This window comes from Burkholderia sp. Ac-20365, from assembly GCF_017104715.1.
Classification (GTDB): domain Bacteria; phylum Pseudomonadota; class Gammaproteobacteria; order Burkholderiales; family Burkholderiaceae; genus Paraburkholderia.
Genome location: NZ_JAAGPI010000002.1, coordinates 198,531 through 216,915, shown reverse-complemented (window position 1 = coordinate 216,915; position 18,385 = coordinate 198,531). Strand labels below are relative to the sequence as shown.

The following is an 18,385-nucleotide window of genomic DNA, read 5'->3' as shown; positions in this document are numbered from 1 at the left end:
GCACGTCGCGAACCGTCAATCGACGCACGCGCGCAATGCGTTGACGAGATCGAGCGGATCGTAGGGCTTGCGCAGTTGCGCGGCGCCCTGCAATTGCACCTGCTGCTGCGGCGACAACCCCGCATCGGCGCCCGTCACGAAGATCACATGCATGCCGGGCTGACGCGCTTTCGCGTCGATGGCCAGTTCGACGCCCGATGCGCCCGCCAGCCCGACGTCCGTCAGCAGCACGTCGAACTCGCGTTCGCCCAGTATCCGCGTGGCCTCGTCTGCGTTCTGCGCTTCGGCGACATCGAGCCCAAACGTGCGCAGCAGTTCCGCCGTGCTGACGCGCACCAATTCGTCGTCTTCGACGAACAGGATGCGCAGATGACGGATCGCGTCGAAAGTCTCGTTGCTGTGGCGGCTCGCGAACTTCACGGTTTGCGAGTCCTCGGCATGCAGCGTGACGTCGCCATCAGGCCGCGCATATTGCACGCGCAACGAATGCTGGATCTTGCGCGCGAGGGCATCCTGCGAATATGGCTTGCTCAACAGTTCGACGCCTTCGTCGAGCCGCCCCGCATGCACGATCGCGTTGTCCGTATAGCCCGAGGTGAACAGCACGGCGATTCCCGGCTGACGCTCGCGCGCCTTGCGCGCCAGCTCGGTGCTGCGCAACGGCCCCGGCATCACGACGTCGGTGAACAGCAGATGGATCGGCACACCGCTTTCGACGATCGCGAGCGCGCTTTGCGCATCCTTCGCCTTCAGCGCGCGATAACCGAGCGCCGCCAGCATTTCGACCACTGTGGTACGCACGTCTTCATCGTCCTCGACGACGAGGATCGTTTCCGCGCCGCCTTTCGCGGGACCGGCATCGACATCCGTTTCGAGATCTTCTTCCTCGCGCACGCGCGGCAGATACAGGCGAATGGTCGTGCCGTGGCCCATCTCGCTGTAGATCTTCACGTGACCGCCCGACTGCTTGACGAAGCCATACACCATGCTCAAACCAAGACCCGTGCCCTGGCCTTCGGGCTTGGTCGTGAAGAACGGCTCGAACACATGCTCCTGCACATCCGCCGACATACCCGAGCCCGTATCGGTGACGGCGACCATCACGTACTGGCCGGGCGTAACGTCCGCGTGGCGCTTCGCGTAGGCATCGTCGAGCGAGGCATTGCCCGCTTCGATGGTCAGCTTGCCGTGGCCGTCCATCGCGTCGCGCGCGTTGATCGCGAGATTGAGCAGCGCGTTCTCCACCTGGAAAGGATCGACAAGCGTATTCCACAAACCGCCCGACACGATCGTCTCGATCTCGATGCCATCGCCGAGCGCGCGCCGCAACATGTCGTCGAGGCCGCGCACGAAGCGCCCGAGATTCACCACCTTCGGCGCGAGCGGCTGTCGCCGGCCGAACGCCAGCAGTTGCGACGCGAGCTTCGCGCCGCGCGCCACGCCCGCGAGTGCATTGCGCACGCGCTGCGCGGGCCGCTCCGCGCCGGCGACGTCGTCGGCGAGCAATTGAAGATTGCCGCCAATCACCTGCAGCAGATTGTTGAAGTCGTGCGCGACGCCGCCCGTCAGCTTGCCGATCGCTTCCATCTTCTGCGCGACGCGCAGCGCTTCTTCCGCGTGGCGCAGCGCTTCCTGCGTTTCGCGGTCGCTCGTCACGTCGCGGCCCACGCCATGAATGCGCTTCGTATCGGGATCGAGGGATAGCGTCCATGCGATCCAGCGCCATGTGCCGTCGACATGCTTGAGCCGGTTTTCGAATCGCATCGCCGCGCCCGTGCGCCGCAACTCGTCGAGATGCATTCGAACCAGCGCATGATCGTCCGGATGGATCAACGTGAAGTACGACTGCAACGCGAGCCAGTGCATGTCGTGACCCAGCACGCGCGTCCATGACGGGCTGATGCGCTGCAATTCACCATTGAAGCCCGCGACCACCAGCAGGTCTTCGCTGAAGTCCCACAGACGGTCGCGATCCGCGACTGCTTCGATCACGCGCGCCTCGAGCGTTTCGTTCAGTTCGCGCAGCGCATCCTGAGCCTTGGTGCGCTCGGTGATTTCACGCTGCGCGGCCTGATAGAGACGCGCGTTGTCGATCGCCGTCGCAGCCTGCGCGGCAATCCCTTCGACGATGCGTTCCGAGCGCGCCGTAAACACGCCCGGCGTCGGATGACCGAAGAACAGTCCGCCGAGCACTTCACCCGTGCGCGACACGACGGGCGCGGCAAGATAGCTGCGCACCTTCAGATGACCTTCGGGCATGCCGCGATGCGGCGGATTGCGGCCGTAGCGGCGATCTTTCGTGATGTCGTCGGAACGGACGATGCCCTGGCCCATGAAGGTCGGCGCGAACACGGCCGTGTTGCGCGGCATCGGAAACTTCGCGAACGTGTCTTTCGGCACGCCGGAGAGCGTGTACAGCATGTAGCTGCCGCCCTTGTCGTCCATCACGTTGTAGAAGAACGAGCCGAACGCGGCACCCGTCAGTTCCGTCGCGGCATCGACGACGACCTGCACGGCGCGGTTCAGATCGAGTTCGGCGGCGACGACCGTGCCGACGCGGTTGAGGATTTCGAGCATGCGCGACTCTTCGCGCAGACGGTTGCCCGTTTCGCGCCGCAGGCGCGCCAGTTGCAGATTGCCCGCCACGCGCGCGAGCAGTTCACGCGCCGCGAACGGCTTGATCAGATAATCGTCCGCGCCCGATTCGAGGCCGCCCACTTTCGCTTCTTCGCCCGCGCGCGCCGACAGCAGCAGCACGGGGGTGTCGCGCAGATCGCCGTCGGCGCGCAATTCGCGCAGCAGGCCGAAGCCGTCGAGCTTCGGCATCATCACATCGGACACGATCAGGTCGGGCTGCAGGTTGCGCGCGGCGGCGAGCGCTTCCTCGCCATCGGCGGCGACATGCACTTCGTGGCCCGCTGCCGTCAGGATGCGCCGCATGTAGTTGCGCAGATCGGCGTTGTCGTCGACCACGAGCAGTTTTCCCGTTGCGTCGCCGTCATGCGCGCCTGGCGTGGGCAGCACGCTGATGTCGTCGGCGTCGGCGGCTGTTTGCGCGTCGGGCAGCCAGCGCAGCGCCGCATCGGCGTAACTCTGCGCGTTCGCGCTCGCTATCGCGTTGCTCTTCTGATGCTCGGCATCGTCCGACGCAGAATGGATTGCAACGGAAGGCGGCAACACAACCGTGAAGCGCGTACCGACGCCCGGTTCGCTTTCCACGTGTATCGCGCCTTCCTGCAAGCGCACCAGTTCGTTCACCAGCGCCAGACCGATGCCGCTGCCCTCCACCGATCTGCCCACCGCGCCCTCGACACGATGGAAACGCTCGAAGAGGCGCGGCACTTCATGCTCGGGAATACCGATGCCCGAATCGGCGACGCTCATTTCGATGCTGCCGCCTTCGGCCATGTTCAGCGTCACGGCGATCTTGCCCGTCAGCGTGAACTTGAACGCGTTCGACAGCAGATTCAGCACGACCTTTTCCCACATCTCGCGGTCGATCGACACGAGATGCGGCAGCGGTTTGCAATCGACGTCGAGCGTCATGCCCGCCGATTCGATTGCCGAGCGGAACAGCGACGCGAGATCTGCAGTGAAGGCGGCGAGATCGGTCGGTTGCGGATGAATCTCGATGCGTCCCGCCTCGATGCGCGAGAAGTCGAGCAGCGCATTGACGAGCTTCAGCAGCCGCAAGCCGTTGCGATGCGTGACTTCGAGCAGCGGCCTGTCGGCGGCGTCCGTGGCGTCGTTCTTCGCCAGCAGTTCTTCGAGCGGCCCCAGCATCAACGTGAGCGGCGTGCGGAACTCGTGGCTGATGTTCGAGAAGAACGTCGTCTTTGCGCGGTCGATTTCGGCCAGCGCTTCCGCGCGCCGCCGCTCTTCTTCGTAGGCGTCGGCATAGCCGAGCGCTGCGCCAATCTGCCGCCCGACCAGCGTGAGAAATGCGCGGTAGTCGTCGTCGACGAGCCGGTGCGGATTCAGCCCGACCACCAGCACGCCGCCGCGCCCGGTTTCGCCGGAAGGCTGCACGGGCACCACGGCTGCCTGCGTGCCCGGTCCCTGCCACGCGCCCTTCGGCATCGGCGCGTCGAAGCGCTCACCGAGATCCGCGACGATCGCAAGACGCTGGCTGCGCAGCACGTCCATGAACGGCCATACCGGATCGCGCGCGGCATCCATCGATCGCGGCGCGGCGGGATGCCCCGCTGCGATCCCGCATGCGCTCGCGAGCGATGCCGTCGTGTCGCCCGGCTCGATCTGATAGAACAGTGCGAAGGTGATGTCGTAAGGATCGCTTTCGAGCGCGCGAAGACTGCCTTCGCACACCTCGCGCCACGACAGCGCGTCGCGCGTCGCGCCACTGATCTCGCGCAGCAGCCGCAACTGGCGTTCGCCGACCACGCGCACGGTGTCGTCGCTGTTCGCGCAGATGATGCCGCCCGTGCCGCCGTGATCGTCGGGAACGGGGCTATAGGAGAACGTGTAGTACGTTTCTTCCGGATAGCCGTTGCGCTCCATGATGAGCAGCTTCTGCTCGGTGAACGTGCCTTCGATGCCTTCGAGCGCCGTCTGCAGCAGCGGCCGGATCTCGCTCCAGATTTCGCGCCAGACAAGCGAGGTCGGCTGCCCCAGCGCGGCAGGATGTTTCCCGCCGATGATCGACTTGTACGGATCGTTGTAGAAGAACAGCAGGTCCGGCCCCCAGCCGATCCAGATCGGCTGGCGCGACGTCAGCATGATGCGGATTGCCGTCTTCAGGCTTTGCGGCCATTGTTCAGGCACGCCGAGCGCGGTCGTGCGCCAGTCGAAGGCGCGTAGCAACCCGCCCATCTCTCCGCCGCCCGAGAGAAAACTGGCGGCCGCGCTGCCAGCGAGCGCCGCATCTGCCTCAGGGGGCGCGCCCGCCATCGTGTTATCCGGTTTCATCGACGCAACCTCAAATGTGCCGCCGTATCGCCCTCGCACATGCTGCTGTCGCCGGTCTTGCGTATTCGCCGGCGTCCTTGTTTGCCGCTTTCGCGTGCTGCCGTTATGCGCCGCTTTCCGTTCGCGTGCCGTCCGTTTCGCTGTCGGCCTGCAGCGGCGTGCCTGGATTGCGCGGCACGCCGCCCGCGCCGTCCGCATCGATCACGCGCTCGATGTCGTCGAGCGAAGCGGGTTTCACGAGATGATGATCGAAGCCGGCGTCACGCGTGCGCTGCCGGTCGCTGTCCTGTCCGTAGCCCGTCAGCGCGATCAGCAACGCGCCCGCCGTCGTCGGCGCGGCACGCAGCGCGCGCGCCACCTGATACCCGTCGACGCCCGGCAAGCCGATATCGAGCAGCACGACTTCCGGCCTGAATTCGCTTGCGGCAGCAATTGCCGCCGTGCCGTCGTACATCACGCGCACGTCGTGGCCGAGCATTTCGAGCAGGATCGACATCGATTCCGCGCCGTCGATGCTGTCGTCGACCACCAGCACGCGACGCTTCAGGCCGGGCGCGTTGCCGGCATCGGCAGCGGATGTTGCATCAGACGATGACGCCGCGCCAGCCAGCGTCGGACACGGCGACGCTTTTTCCGGCATCGCCATCGGCAAGGTCACGACGAATTCCGAGCCCATTCCATGCCCCGCAGACAATGCTTCGATCGTGCCGCCGTGCAGTTCGGTCAGCGTCTTCGCGAGCGACAGCCCGATGCCGAGACCGCCTTCCGAGCGCGCAAGCGAATCTTCGGATTGCATGAACAGATTGAACACATCGGCCAGTTCGTTCGCAGGAATGCCGATGCCGTTGTCGCGCACGCGGATCGTCGCGCGCCCTTCGGCCACGCTCGCGTCGAGCTCGATCACGCCACCTTCGGGCGTGTACTTCGCCGCATTCGACAGCAGATTGCTGATCACCTGCGCGACGCGGATCGGGTCGCCGTGAATCATGCACGCCTCGGTTGGCACGTTCACGCGCAACGTATGCTGCTTCTTGCCGATGAACGGCTGGTTCGCTTCGACGGCCGTCGCGACAGCGGCGGCAATATCGACACATTCGATCTGCAACGCAATCTTGCCGTGCGTGATGCGCGACACGTCGAGCAGATCGTCGACCAGCCGGCTCAGATGCTCGACCTGACGGCGCGCGATCATGCGTGCGTCACGCACGGATTCTTCGTTCGCGTGATGACGCGGATCCATCAGTTCGACTGCGTTGCGGATCGGCGCGAGCGGATTGCGCAGTTCGTGCGCGAGCGTCGCGAGAAACTGGTCCTTGCGGCGATCGGCATCGCGCAACGCCTCTTCCGCGCGATGCAGGCGCAGCAATGCGCGCACGTTGGCGACCAGTTCGGCTGGCTCGATCGGTTCGGTCAGATAGCTGTCCGCGCCGCCGTCGAGCGCGCGCACCTTGTCGAACGATTGCACGGCCGCCGCAGACGTTTGCAGGATCATCGTCGAGCGGGTGTCGGGATCGCGCTTGAGCATCGAGCAGACCTCGATGCCGCTGATGTCGGGCAGCTTCACGTCGAGCAGCACGAGCGCGGGATTGTGCGTGCGCACCTGATCCAGTGCGCCCTGGCCCGTCGCCGCTTCGATCACCTCGAAACCGGCATGCACGAGCACGCGCGTTTTGGCGTAACGCGCGCCGTCGTTGTCGTCGACGTTGAGTATCAGCGGAGCGGCAACCGTCATGAGGCGCCTCCGTGTGCGATGGCCGGGCCGCCGGCGTCGTCGGGCGCGCCCGCCCCGGCGGCCGCTTCGACCCTGAGCGGAAGCGTCGCATAGAAAGTCGAGCCGACGCCCGGCTTGCTGTCGACGCCCGTATAGCCGCCAAGCAGCGCGGCGAGCTTGCGGCACAGCGGCAGGCCGAGGCCCGTTCCCTTGACCCGCTGCTGCAGATGGTTCTGCACCTGGCCGAACTCTTCGAAAATCACTTGCTGATGCTCCTCAGCGATGCCAATGCCCGTATCGGCCACCGAGAACGTCACATGCTCGCCATCCGGCTCCAGCCGCGCATTGACGCGGATCTCCCCGCGCTCGGTAAATTTGAGCGCGTTGGAGACGAAATTACGCAGTATCTGCGTGAGCTTGGCTTCGTCGGTGAAGATGGCTGGCAAACCCGTTGTGTCCTCGAAAATCAGCTTCACCGCCGGGTCGGTCTGGAGCGGTGTGAGCATCGCGCGCAGCGCCGCGAACAGGCCCGTGGCCTTGAACCAGACAGGCGTTACCTCGGTACGGCCCGCTTCGATCTTGGCGAGATCGAGCAGGTCGTTGACGATTTCGGACAGATCCTCGGCCGATTTGCGAATGAGTAGCACCTGGCGTTCCTGCTCGCTGGAAAGATCGCCGTCGAGCCGGTTCAGCAGCAGGTTCGTCAACGCCCGGATCGAGCTGAGCGGCGTGCGCAACTCGTGGCTCATGTTCGACAGGAAACGCGATTTCGCGGTGTCGGCGCGGCGCAGTTCGTCGGCGCGCTCGTCGAGTTCCGCGTACAGCGCGACCACGCCGCGATTGGTCGCTTCGAGTTCCTGCGTGAGGCGTGTGAGTTCGTCCTGGCGGTCGCGCAGTTCCGTCAGCGTGGACAGCAGTTCGCGGTTCTGCTCGATCACCTCGTCGAACGAGCGTCGCGACGAGTCGCCGGCGCCCGCCGCGCCGCCCGTGCGGCCGCCTTGCGCGTTGTGCTGGATGATCGAGCGCATGATCGCGTCGATGCCCGAGACCGCCATTTCAGGCCGGTCGACAGGCAGAAAACGCGCCATCGATACGCGCGTGCCCTCTTGTGCCGACGACTCGATCTCGCAGCGGTCCATCAACCGGCGGCTGCCAGAGATGCCGCAACCCATGCCCGTCGGCGACCGGTAGGTGCCGTCGAGCACCGCCTCGATATCGCGGATACCGGGCCCCTTGTCGCGTATGTCGATGAGAAACGCTTGCGGCTTCGACGCGCCGTCGAAAGCAAAGGTTACTTCGCCGCCATGCGCATATTCGAACGCATTGCGCGCGATCTCCGACACTGCGCTTGCCACGCGCGTCTGGTCCAGTTGAGAAAAACCCAGGCCCGCCGCAATCGCGCGGGCCTTGCGGCGCGCCGCGACGACGTCTTCCTCGGCCTCAAGCCGGATGCGCAGTATGGGGGTCGTCATGCCTGAAATGTACTCCCTGGTCTGCCTTGACGACTACCACGGTGGCGTCGTCGCGGCCTCGCGAGAAATCGCGGTAAAGCACGGCAGCGATCATCACGGCCGGTTGCAGATGCAGGCCCGGATACGAAGCCAGATCCCAGCGTGTGCCGATGCCGTCCGAATGAAGAATGAGCAGCGCGTCGCGCGTCCACGCGACTTCGAATTCCTGCGAATCGCGCATCGTATGACCGACGATGCCGTTCCGCGACGTGAGCTGCCAGCTGGTGCGCCTGGCGTCTGCGGTCTGCGCCGAGGCGCTAGCGCCGTGGCCGCCGTGGCCGCCTGGACCACCGACAAGCACCGGCCTGCCGACATTGAAAATCGACGCCGCGATATTGCCTGTGCCCGAGAACGCGAGCTGCGAACGCGCGAGATTGAGCCGCGCGATGGCGACGGCCGCGCCGCGCGTCGGACGCAATGCACCGTGCGCGAGTTCCATCAGCGCGGCAGGCGAGCGGCCCGCGCGCCGCCGCACGACATCGACGGCACCCGCGGATGCGACGTGCGCGTCGGGACCGTGTCCCAAGCCATCGGCAACGGTGATCGTCAAGCCGTCCTGATCCGCTTCGACGCCCCATGCGTCACCGGATACGGGTTCGCCGGGATACGGCACGCACACGCCGCCGATATCGGTGCCTGCCGCCGCGCGTCCCGAGCGCGCCGGCACGCGCTCGTTCGTGCCGCGGCTGCGCACGACCGCGCGTACCACCGTCCCCAGACGCGGCTGCGAATACACCGACAGCTCTTCCGACAGACGCCGAATCGCACCGAGCCCCGTGCCCGGCGAGCCTGCCGTCGTGCTGCCGTCGCGAAACGCCACCTGCACATCCTGCATGCCGGGGCCTTTGTCGATAGCGATGATTTCGACGCCATCGCTGAACGTGCCCGACACGTCTGAAGGCAGCGTGCGTATCAGCAGTTCGCCGTGCTGCGCGTGCTTGAGGATGTTGGTCGCCGCTTCCGTGACGATCAACGCGACGCGGCCGAGATCCGTTTCGTTCAACGCGCCTTTCTGCGCCGCATCATTGGCGCCGCGCCGCGCGAACGCGACGCTGCTCGCGTCGGCGATTTCGAACGACGCATGCATCGCGCGCAGACCGCTCAGCGAAGTTTCCATTTGGTGATCGACACCGTCGTGCCTTTTCCTGGTTCCGACTGGATTTCGAATTCGTCGCACAGACGCCGCGCGCCGCCCAGACCAAGGCCGAGACCCGAGCCGCTCGTGAAACCGTCCTGCAATGCGCGCTCGATATCGGCAATGCCCTGGCCCTGATCGACGAAGGTCAGCTTCAGCCCTTTGCGCGTGCCGTTGAGCAGCACGGCGAGCGTCGCATCGCCGCCACCGCCGTAGAGAAGCGTGTTGCGTGCCAGTTCGCTCGCGGCTGTGACGAACTTCGTCTGATCGACGAGCGAGAAACCTTGTGCGATGGCTTCGTCGCGCACGAGCTGGCGAAGCTTGACGATCTCCTGATCCGAGCGCAGACCGACTTCGACCGTCGATGTCACCACTACGCCGAATGAGTTCATGTGTGAGCGCCCCGTGTGATCAGCGCTGTCGCTGCTTGAGCAGCGCCATGCCTCGTTCGACGTTGAGCGCCGTGCGCACGCCCGTGAGCGTGAGCCCCAGCTCGACCAGCGTGATCGCGACCGACGGCTGCATGCCGACCACGACCGTCTGCGCGTCGAGCACCGTCGCCATCGCGGCCGTGTTGCTGATCATGCGGCCGATGAAGGAGTCGACGATATCGAGCGCCGAGATGTCGATCAGCACGCCCTTCGCCCGGTCCTTCACGATGCGCTCGGTCAGATCGTCCTGAAGCGCGATGGCGAGACGGTCGTGCATGTCCACCTGAATCGCGACGATCAGGCAATCGCCCATCCGCAGGATTGGAATGCGGTCCATGTGATCACCTTAGCTCGCGGCGCGCGTGGGAATGCTCGACCCGCTCTTTTGCAGCGCGACGATGAACGCATCCGCGAGCGTCGACTTCGTGATGACGTTGGTCAGATCGACGCCGAGATGCACGATGGTCTGCGCGATCTGCGGACGAATGCCGCTGATGATGCAGTCCGCGCCCATCAGCCGCGCGGCCGCGACCGTCTTCAGAAGATGTTGCGCGACGAGTGTGTCGACGGTAGGCACACCCGTGATGTCGATAATCGAAATGGCCGCGCCCGTTTCGACGATTTTCTGCAGCAGACTTTCCATCACGACCTGCGTGCGGGCGGAATCCAGCGTGCCGATCAGCGGCAGCGCGAGGATGCCTTCCCACAACTGGACGACGGGCGTCGACAGTTCGAGCAGTTCTTCCTGCTGACGCGCGATGATCGCTTCGCGGCTGCGCTGGAACACTTCAGTGGTGAACAGGCCGAGCGCGTCGAGCAGCAGGTTCAGGCTCCAGCTTACTTCGGCGAGTTCAGCCGGCTGCGAGCCGAATTCTTCGCGCAGGCGCGCATACAAGGGTTGCTTCAGCGAGAACACGAAGGTCGCCGTTTCGACAGGCGTGAAACCCTGGCGCGCACGATGCGCGGACATGTCGGCGAGAAACGCGCGCACGGGTTCCCATTCAGGGCGGGTCGCGTCGAGCGTGTCGGCCTTGGCGAGCGTCTCGGAGAAGATGTTCAGGAAGTTGCGGAACTGATCGTTCATTTCCGCTTCCGTCGTGAGACCGCGGCGCAAGGCGATCGACAGATGTTGATTCAGCCAGTCAGCAAGCAGCGTATCGCGATGACGCGTCAGCACTTCGACGAGTGCCGCGCTTTTCGATGCGTTCATAGGGTCTCCGGAAACCGCGAAGGTAAATATTGCTGAATTGTTTGCGTGCAAACTGTTTGCGCGCATTCCATTGCGCAAACATTACCGGAAGGCGTGCAGATGACAGCAGATCGCAGCGCCTTGCCGCATGATCGACAAATACTACAGGGGCGCTGAGTCGTTGCGGATAAAAAGAGGGACGAAATGTGCGCTGGCTTCCACGGCTCGTTAGCCGTGTTTTCGTCTGAACAGCGACGGCTTAGGGTTCGCTGCAGACGAAGTTGTTCGCGTCGTTGAGATTGCCTCTGCCGAGGTAGCGCGGATACATCGGATAGCGGCACAGCGGACGCGAGCGGCCGTTGGTCGGCGCAGAGATGTCAGTGGCGAGCAGCGTTTCGGGCGAGACGCCGCGCGTGACCCAGTTGTCGAGTGCGCCGAGAAGATCGACGGATGGAATGAACACGCCGCCGCCATGCTGGAAGCCCGGCACCATGTAAAGACGCATGAAGGCATTCACGCGCTCGTCGCCGTATAGATCGACGAGACGGTCGTAGTAGCCGATGGTCTGATTGGGGCTGATGACTTCATCGGCGAGACCTTGCATGGTGATCAGCTTGCCGCCCTTCTCGATGAATCGGCTCAGGTCGGGATTCATCGCGCCGATGGTCTGCGACAGCGCGACCAGTTGCTTCTGATATTTGCCGGGATGCTGCACGTCGAATTTCATCGTATCGAACGTGGCGTCCTGCGCGACGAAATAGCGGATGTAGCCGTCGCCTTGCGCGAACAGATAGCCGTTGCCGGTGAATGTCGGCGCGCTTTGATGGTCGGGATCGCGGCCGAGTCCGAGCGCGCCGTTGAAGCGCGTGCCCTGAAAGACGTTGTAGCCGTGATAGCCGCTCACGTCATACGCAAGTTTGTAGGGAAGCTTGAGGCCGTCGCGCAGGACGGAGAGCGTCGACAGTTGCGCGTCGGTCAGACAGCCGCCTTCGTGTGCATACGACGTGCCGCGATGACAGCGCAGCGAATCGATGATTTCGGCTTCGTGCTGGCGGCATTCGGCGACGTCGCTGACGATGCCGTCTGTTGCGCCGTCGAGCTTGTCGCAGACTTCGAGCGACCGCTGGTAGACGCGTTCGAGCAGCGCAGGCGGGATGAAGCCGCCGGGGCTCGCGTATTCCGCCTGGCCAACGCGTACGCCGATCAGACGCACGCCCGAGAAATTCAGCGCGGGTGAGTCGGCGATTACACCGTCGTAGTCGTCGGGGAAACGCTGCATCACCGTGTAGCCTTCGCGGCCGCCCGTCGATCCGCCCGCGAAGTACGTGCGGTCGGGCGGATGGCCGTACATGCGCACGATCAATGCGAGGGCGGCGTCGTGTGTTTTCTTCAGATGCGCGTAGCCGAAGTTGACGACGGCTTCATCGACGAGTCCGAACACCGCGAGTGCCGAGTTGCCGACGTGGCCGGAGTCGTCGCCGAAGGTCACGTAGCCTTGCGCGAGCGGCGCGCGGACGGGTGAGAACGGCATCACGCCGATGCCTGTGACGACCGTGCCGTTGTAGCCGCCGCCACCGACTTGCAGCGCGCGGCCGTTCCAGCGGCGGGGAAGGTTCAGGTCGAAGCGGATGTCGGGTGTCGTGCCTTTGATCGCGCGGATGACGCCTGTGATGCGGCAGAATTCGCCGGCGCCGTTGCCCGGAGTCTGAGCGGTAATGAGCGTTGCGGATTCGACGTGCGCGCCGTGGGTCGGAATCGCGATGGTTTGGGCGTCGAGCCAGGCGCCATTCAGGTCTGCGCAGCGGGTGGCGAATGGCGGTTTTGTGGTTGGCGCCGTCGGTTGGTTTGGGTTTTCAGGGGCGGCAGCTGTTGCGGTGCACGCCGCGCCGCATAGCAGTGTCGTGCGTGCAAGCCGGAACGCCGCACGCGGCCATGCCTTGCCGCGCTTCATCGACAGTCGGCTCCGCTTACCGCCGCGCGTGGCTGCGTTGGGCCCTTCCAGTCGCTCCAGAAACGCGCGAGCAGCAGCACGGCGATGATGGCGACCAGATCGCCTGCGAGTGCTGCGAGGCCGTGGCTCAGGCCGTGGATGCTGCGCGGCGTTGCGGTATCGACGATCAGCGAAATCAATGTGCCACCGACAAAACAGACGAGACCTGTCTGGCCGACTTTGATGACGGCTGGGGTTTTGTGCGCGAGCTTCGCGATGAAGCCCGAACGGACCAGGACGACGGCGAGCCAGGCGATGGCGAGGAAGTTGATCACGCGTTCTATCGACAGGTTCTGTTTCAGGTGGCCAGGTAAAGGTTGGGTCAGGATGAAGAGCTTGACCACCGCGAAGGCTAGCACAGCTGTTAGGGCTGTTCGGGTTATCCAGCGGGCGGGGGCCGTTTTTATGAAGTCGGGGGACGCCGGGCGCTCGCGGCACAGGATGCCGATTACGAACATCAGTTGCCACGCGAAAGGATTGAAGGCCCAGTCGCTGACGTCGTCTATGGCTGCAAGTTTTGCTAGCGGGATGGCTAGGGCCCAGGTTATCAGGCTGAGGCCTAGTGTGGTTAGCGGTGCTTTCCGCGCTAACGGGACGATTAAGGGGACTGTGATTGCGAAGATGACGTACATCGGTAAGACGCTTGATAGGTACGGCTGGCGTCTGAGGATTGCGATGTCTAGCGTTTCCTTTATCGGCGATGCGGCGAAGATTGGCCAGCCGGTCAGGTCGACCATTGGGCGGTTGAGTTGCAGGAGCTGCAGGATTGCGCCTGATAGTAGCGTCAGTACCGCTGTTAACAGGTAGGCGCGGTAGATCTCCCAGCAGCGTCGGTAGAAACGAGTGTGGGCGGCTTTTTCGCCTTTTTTGCTTAGGACGGCGGCGTAGGCTGCTGCGGATGCGTAGCCGCCCAGGCAGACGAATACTTCTGCTGAATCGCATAAGGCGTATGCGTGCAACATCAGGTGCTGTAATACCCCGCCGGGGATGTGATCAAGCACGATCACGATTAAAACGATCCCTCGGAAGAAATCCACTTCGATAGAACGCGGGCGGTGCGGGTCCATTCGAGGGCTCGATTACGGTGGTGGCCGGGCTTTAGGGCGGTTTTTTGCGCTTGGAGCGGGGCGGGGGGGGTGGGGGTATACGTGGTGTAGGAACAGTTGTGGGTGAGAACGTTCCATGCTTACGCTCTTTGTAAGCGGGTGTTGGGGAATTGAAGTGGTTTGTGCAAATACTGCGGAAAAAGGTACTCGGCGCCGGTCGACCATTCGCAACATTGATCAATTGTGCGGAGGAGGATCGAACTCCCGACCTTCGCATTGCGAACGCGACGCTCTCCCAGCTGAGCTACCGCCCCACTGTTTGCCGATAATAGCACAGCGAAAAATCACTGTGCCAGACCTCAAAACGACGTTACTTCGAAGGCGCCCCAGCCAAAACCCAATCAACAACGGTGCGAATATCAGCATCGTTCATCGCGGGATGAGCAGGCATCGGAATAGCGCCCCAGACACCGGAGCCACCGTCCTTTACCTTGCGAGCGAGCAGCGCAGAAGCCCCAGTATTCCCCTTGTACTTCTCAGCGACCTGTTGAAACGAAGGCCCAACAAGCTTCCGATCAACCGCATGACAGCCCATACAGGCATTAGCCCGAGCAACAGCTAGCCCACGCGGCGGCGCATCGGCAGCATGAGCACCAGCAAACCCAACCGCAAGCACAACACCCAAACACAACCGAACAAAAACCCGACAAAACATCACTGCCCCGCCTTCGGATTCCCCGGATGCACCTGCGACGAATTGCTAACAGGAGCCGGCGCCTGCTGCTCCAACGGCTTCGAAGTAACTGACGAATCCGGCACAGCGCCCGACGTCACCTCCGAATCAGGCTGCGCAGCCGCCGGCGCCCCCGAAGCAGCCGACGCCGCAGCCGCGCTCGCCGCAACCGCCTCTTGCGGCTGAATATACTGAAACACCTTCACAACCTGCGTCACGCCCGGCACCCGGCTAGCGACATCAGCACCGCGATTCCCTTCATCGACGGTCACGAGGCCCATCAGATAAATGGAGCCACGCTCGCAAACCACCTTGTAGTTGTTAGAAGAAATATCCTTCTCGGCGATCAGCGCCGTCTTCACGCGCCCTTCCAGATACGTGTCGTTACTGCGCGAAGAGAACGAGCTAGCCGGTGCCACCGTCAACTCGTTAATGATCGCGTTCACGTTATTGAGGCTACGCACAACCGATTCAGCCCGTGCCTTCGACACCTCACCCGCAACCTCACCCGTCAGCAGCACACGCCGGTTAAACACGGTGACATTCACATGCGCCGAATCCGGCAAATTCTGGCTGATCAGCGACATCGCCTTCACCTGAATCTCGCGGTCTTCCGTCTGCGCCCCGAGCGTGCGCCGATCGGTCGCGACCAGCGCGCTGCCGCCCGCCGCCGCGCCAACTGCCAGCACGCAGCCCTGCAACGTCGCGGCCAGACCGGCGACGAGACCGACCACCAGCGTGGTCCTCACAAACGTACTCTTCACGCGATATGCGCTCATCAACTCGCTCTCCTTCGGAATCATTCTTCGCCGAGCAACATCGCATCGATGCCGTCGCACAGACTATGGATCGTCAACAGATGCACTTCCTGCACGCGCGCCGTGCGATCGGACGGCGCGCAAATATGGATATCGGTGTCGTGCAGCACTTCGTTGATCTTGCCGCCGCCCTTGCCCGACAGCGCGATCACGATCATCTCGCGATCATGCGCATCGTCGATGGCAGCAAGGATATTGGCAGGATTGCCCGACGTCGAGATCGCGAGCAGCACGTCGCCGGGCTGGCCAAGTGCGCGCACCTGGGTCGCGAAGATCTGGTCGAGCGATGCATCGTTGGCGATGCCCGTGATGATCGACGAATCCGTCGTCAGCGCGATGGCCGCCAACGCCGGGCGTTCGCGCTCGAAGCCGCCGATCAGTTCGGCAGCGAAGTATTGCGCGTCGGCAGCGGACCCGCCGTTGCCGCACGCCAGGATCTTGTTGCCGTTCGCGAGCGCGGCAAACATCGTGTCGACGGCCGCCGCGATCGGCATCGACAAGGCTTCGAGTGCTGCGAGTGTGACTTCCGCGCTGTCGCGGAAGTGTTGTTGAATGCGTTCGACTGACATCGACTCTCTATCGTGTACTGCTCGCGCTGCCCGCCTGGCAGCGCCGGTTCAATTTGGACATGTTGCCTTCCCCGCGCGATGATCCGCAGCCGCTCCGAACGGCGCGTCTCGCAAGATCGCTATCGCGTTCCATCGTGCGGCATCAACTGCAAGGCAGCGAGCGCATGAAGAGCGCGCCGCCATTTTCGCGTGCGCAAGTTTACCGTACTCACGCTGCGAATCCGCCTGCTCAACAGCCGTCCGCACGAAAAGCATCGCGCAGCCACACCAGACGTCCACGCTCGAACGCGATCACGTCGAAGCGGCACGCGGGCGTCGCGCCATCATGTCTCGACAAAAAGTGCTGCGCGGCGCGCAGGATACGCTGCTGCTTTTGCCAGACAACGCTTGCCGCCGCGCCGCCATATCCTCCGTGCGAACGCGCGCGCACTTCGACGAACACGAGCGTGTCATCCCGCTCGCGCATCACGAGATCGATCTCACCGCCGCGGCACACGACGTTACGCGCGACGAACCGCAATCGCTGCCGCTGCAGAAACGTCAGCGCATGCGCTTCGAACACATCACCGACGGTTTTGGACCGCGCGCCATCGGAAAAGTTGTGCGAGCGCCGCGCGCTATCACGCGAGCCCTCTCGTGCGTCCGTGCTCGCGTGGCACAATGTCGGCCTTGTTTCGTCTGTCTGCGTCTTCCGTGTCATGACTCCTCTTTCTGAACTCGCGCAAGGGCAGCAGTACCCCGCCTCCGCGCTCTACGTCGTGGCCACGCCGATCGGCAACATCGCCGACATCACCGTGCGCGCGCTGCATGTGCTCGGTCTCGTCGATCGCATCGCCGCCGAAGACACGCGCAACACCGGACAACTGCTCACGCGCTACGGCATCTCGAAGCCGCTCGTCGCCGTGCATCAGCACAACGAGCGCGAGTCGGCGCAGCGCATCGTCGAGTATCTGCAGGCGGGCGAGCGCATCGCCTACGTCTCCGATGCAGGCACGCCAGGCATCTCGGACCCTGGCGCAAAACTCGTCGACGCCGTGCGCGAAGCCGGCTTCACTGTCGTACCGCTGCCCGGCGCGAGCGCGCTCGCCACGGCGCTCAGCGTCGCGGGCGATTGGGTATCGACGTTTTCCTTCCTCGGTTTCCTGCCGCCCAAAGCGAAGCAACGCGCCGCCGCGCTCGCGCCGCTCGCCAAACACGCGCAGGCGATGGTGTTTTACGAGGCGCCGCATCGCATCATCGAAACCGTGCAGGCACTCGCCGATGCATTCGGCGGCGAACGGCGTCTGCTGATCGGTCGCGAGTTGACGAAATTACATGAGGGATTGCATCGCTGCACCCTGGCCGAAGGGCCTAAGTGGCTCGCAGAAGATGCGAACCGGCAGCGCGGCGAGTTCGTGCTGGTCGTTGAAGGCGCGCCCGCCGATGCCGAAGGCGAACACGATCACGACGCGTTGCTCGAAATGCTGATGGAGGAGTTGTCGGTGAGCAGCGCAGCGAAAATCGCGGCAACGCTCACGGGCGCTTCGCGCAATGCGTTGTACACGCGCGCGCTTGCTCTGAAGAAAGACGACTGAAAAGCAAAAGGGCCGCGCAAGGCGGCCCTTTCTTCCGAGGACATCACACGTCCACGGTCAAACTTCGAGAACGATCTTACTTCTCGTTCGAGTCACCCTGGTTCGACGCCAGGATTTCCTTCATCTCTGCCTTCGCTTCACGCTGCGTCAGACCCTCGATCTTCACGCGCGCCGTGCCGGCATGCGCAAGATGCAGAATTTTCGCGGCCGCGTAAGAAAGATCAAGCACCCGGCCGCGCACATACGGACCGCGGTCGTTGATTTTCACGACGACCGTGTCATTTGTGGCCGGATTGGTCACGCGCACGTACGAGCCGAGCGGCAGCGTGCGGTGCGCCGCGGTCAGCGCATTCATATTGAAGCGTTCGCCGTTGGCCGTCTTGCGACCGTGGAAGCCGCGTCCGTACCAGGACGCGCGTCCAATCTGCTGGAAGTCGCCGACATTCGGACCATCGGTCAGCGGTTCTGCGTCGGCGAGCTTGCCCTTCTGTTCTGCCGTGTCGGGCAGATTGTTCGATCCTGAGCCAAACGACTGGGGCGCAAGCGCAGTGCGCGCGTCCTTGGTCGTTGCGGACACACCGCTGACCTGGGTGTTCGCGCCCGGAGGCACCGCACATGCGGTCAGTGCCAAAAAGGCAAAAAAGCTCCCAACACGTCGGGGTAGCCGAGTTTTCATAAGACAATTTGTTGCAATGCGAGCCGCATCACGCGAATGACAGCGTGTTTGCTTGCGACTCCGGCGGCAGGAACAA

At 63.8% G+C, this 18,385-nt stretch carries 15 protein-coding genes and 1 tRNA gene; 1 reads left to right on the top strand and 15 read right to left on the bottom strand.

Translation table 11 applies throughout. The features are described from left to right. Positions 1-15: 15 nt before the first annotated feature. From G3O01_RS04300 to G3O01_RS04235, 14 genes are all read right to left on the bottom strand, one after another. Complete coding sequence (locus tag G3O01_RS04300; protein ID WP_205803278.1) at positions 16-4,926, bottom strand: response regulator; 4,911 nt, start codon at positions 4,924-4,926, stop codon at positions 16-18. Between the two features lie 103 nt (positions 4,927-5,029). Beyond that, positions 5,030-6,658 carry a response regulator gene (locus tag G3O01_RS04295; protein ID WP_205803277.1) on the bottom strand — a complete coding sequence of 543 codons (1,629 nt, stop codon included), beginning with the start codon at positions 6,656-6,658 and terminating at the stop codon, positions 5,030-5,032. Further along, positions 6,655-8,109: an ATP-binding protein gene (locus G3O01_RS04290; protein ID WP_205803276.1), complete on the bottom strand. Its 1,455-nt coding sequence runs from the start codon at positions 8,107-8,109 to the stop codon at positions 6,655-6,657. The genes G3O01_RS04295 and G3O01_RS04290 overlap by 4 nt, the downstream gene beginning before the upstream one ends. Beyond that, positions 8,078-9,265, bottom strand: coding sequence for an ATP-binding protein (locus G3O01_RS04285; RefSeq protein ID WP_205803275.1), 1,188 nt, complete (start codon positions 9,263-9,265; stop codon positions 8,078-8,080). Before G3O01_RS04285 ends, G3O01_RS04290 begins: the two co-directional genes overlap by 32 nt. After that, entirely contained in the window at positions 9,250-9,675 is a 426-nt protein-coding gene (locus G3O01_RS04280) for an anti-sigma regulatory factor (protein WP_205803274.1), read from the bottom strand. The genes G3O01_RS04285 and G3O01_RS04280 overlap by 16 nt, the downstream gene beginning before the upstream one ends. Before the next feature lie 19 nt (positions 9,676-9,694). Next, positions 9,695-10,051, bottom strand: a complete 357-nt coding sequence (locus G3O01_RS04275) for an STAS domain-containing protein (RefSeq protein ID WP_205803273.1) — start codon at positions 10,049-10,051, stop codon at positions 9,695-9,697. A gap of 9 nt (positions 10,052-10,060) precedes the next feature. Beyond that, entirely contained in the window at positions 10,061-10,924 is an 864-nt protein-coding gene (locus tag G3O01_RS04270; protein ID WP_205803272.1) for an STAS domain-containing protein, read from the bottom strand. A gap of 238 nt (positions 10,925-11,162) precedes the next feature. Beyond that, positions 11,163-12,854 carry a tannase/feruloyl esterase family alpha/beta hydrolase gene (locus G3O01_RS04265; protein WP_205803271.1) on the bottom strand — a complete coding sequence of 564 codons (1,692 nt, stop codon included), beginning with the start codon at positions 12,852-12,854 and terminating at the stop codon, positions 11,163-11,165. Further along, positions 12,851-13,960 carry an OpgC domain-containing protein gene (locus G3O01_RS04260; RefSeq protein ID WP_205803270.1) on the bottom strand — a complete coding sequence of 370 codons (1,110 nt, stop codon included), beginning with the start codon at positions 13,958-13,960 and terminating at the stop codon, positions 12,851-12,853. The genes G3O01_RS04265 and G3O01_RS04260 overlap by 4 nt, the downstream gene beginning before the upstream one ends. A 223-nt stretch (positions 13,961-14,183) precedes the next feature. Then, a tRNA-Ala gene (locus G3O01_RS04255) sits at positions 14,184-14,250 on the bottom strand. Positions 14,251-14,309: 59 nt separating this feature from the next. Further along, a complete protein-coding gene (locus G3O01_RS04250; protein ID WP_205803269.1) occupies positions 14,310-14,654 on the bottom strand; it encodes a c-type cytochrome in 345 nt (114 codons plus the stop codon). Then, the gene (locus G3O01_RS04245) at positions 14,654-15,451 is read right to left on the bottom strand and encodes a BON domain-containing protein (protein WP_205803268.1); all 798 of its coding nucleotides are present in this window, start codon (positions 15,449-15,451) and stop codon (positions 14,654-14,656) included. Before G3O01_RS04245 ends, G3O01_RS04250 begins: the two co-directional genes overlap by 1 nt. 20 nt (positions 15,452-15,471) lie before the next feature. Continuing rightward, entirely contained in the window at positions 15,472-16,059 is a 588-nt protein-coding gene (locus tag G3O01_RS04240) for a phosphoheptose isomerase (RefSeq protein WP_205803267.1), read from the bottom strand. Between the two features lie 229 nt (positions 16,060-16,288). Next, positions 16,289-16,759 carry a YraN family protein gene (locus G3O01_RS04235; protein WP_205803266.1) on the bottom strand — a complete coding sequence of 157 codons (471 nt, stop codon included), beginning with the start codon at positions 16,757-16,759 and terminating at the stop codon, positions 16,289-16,291. Between G3O01_RS04235 and rsmI the strand changes: the two genes are divergently transcribed. Continuing rightward, positions 16,758-17,633, top strand: a complete 876-nt coding sequence (gene rsmI / locus G3O01_RS04230) for a 16S rRNA (cytidine(1402)-2'-O)-methyltransferase (RefSeq protein WP_205803265.1) — start codon at positions 16,758-16,760, stop codon at positions 17,631-17,633. The genes G3O01_RS04235 and rsmI overlap by 2 nt on opposite strands. Before the next feature lie 76 nt (positions 17,634-17,709). Here rsmI and G3O01_RS04225 read toward each other — a convergent pair whose 3' ends face one another. Further along, entirely contained in the window at positions 17,710-18,309 is a 600-nt protein-coding gene (locus tag G3O01_RS04225) for a septal ring lytic transglycosylase RlpA family protein (RefSeq protein WP_205803264.1), read from the bottom strand. Between the last annotated feature and the right edge of the window lie 76 nt (positions 18,310-18,385).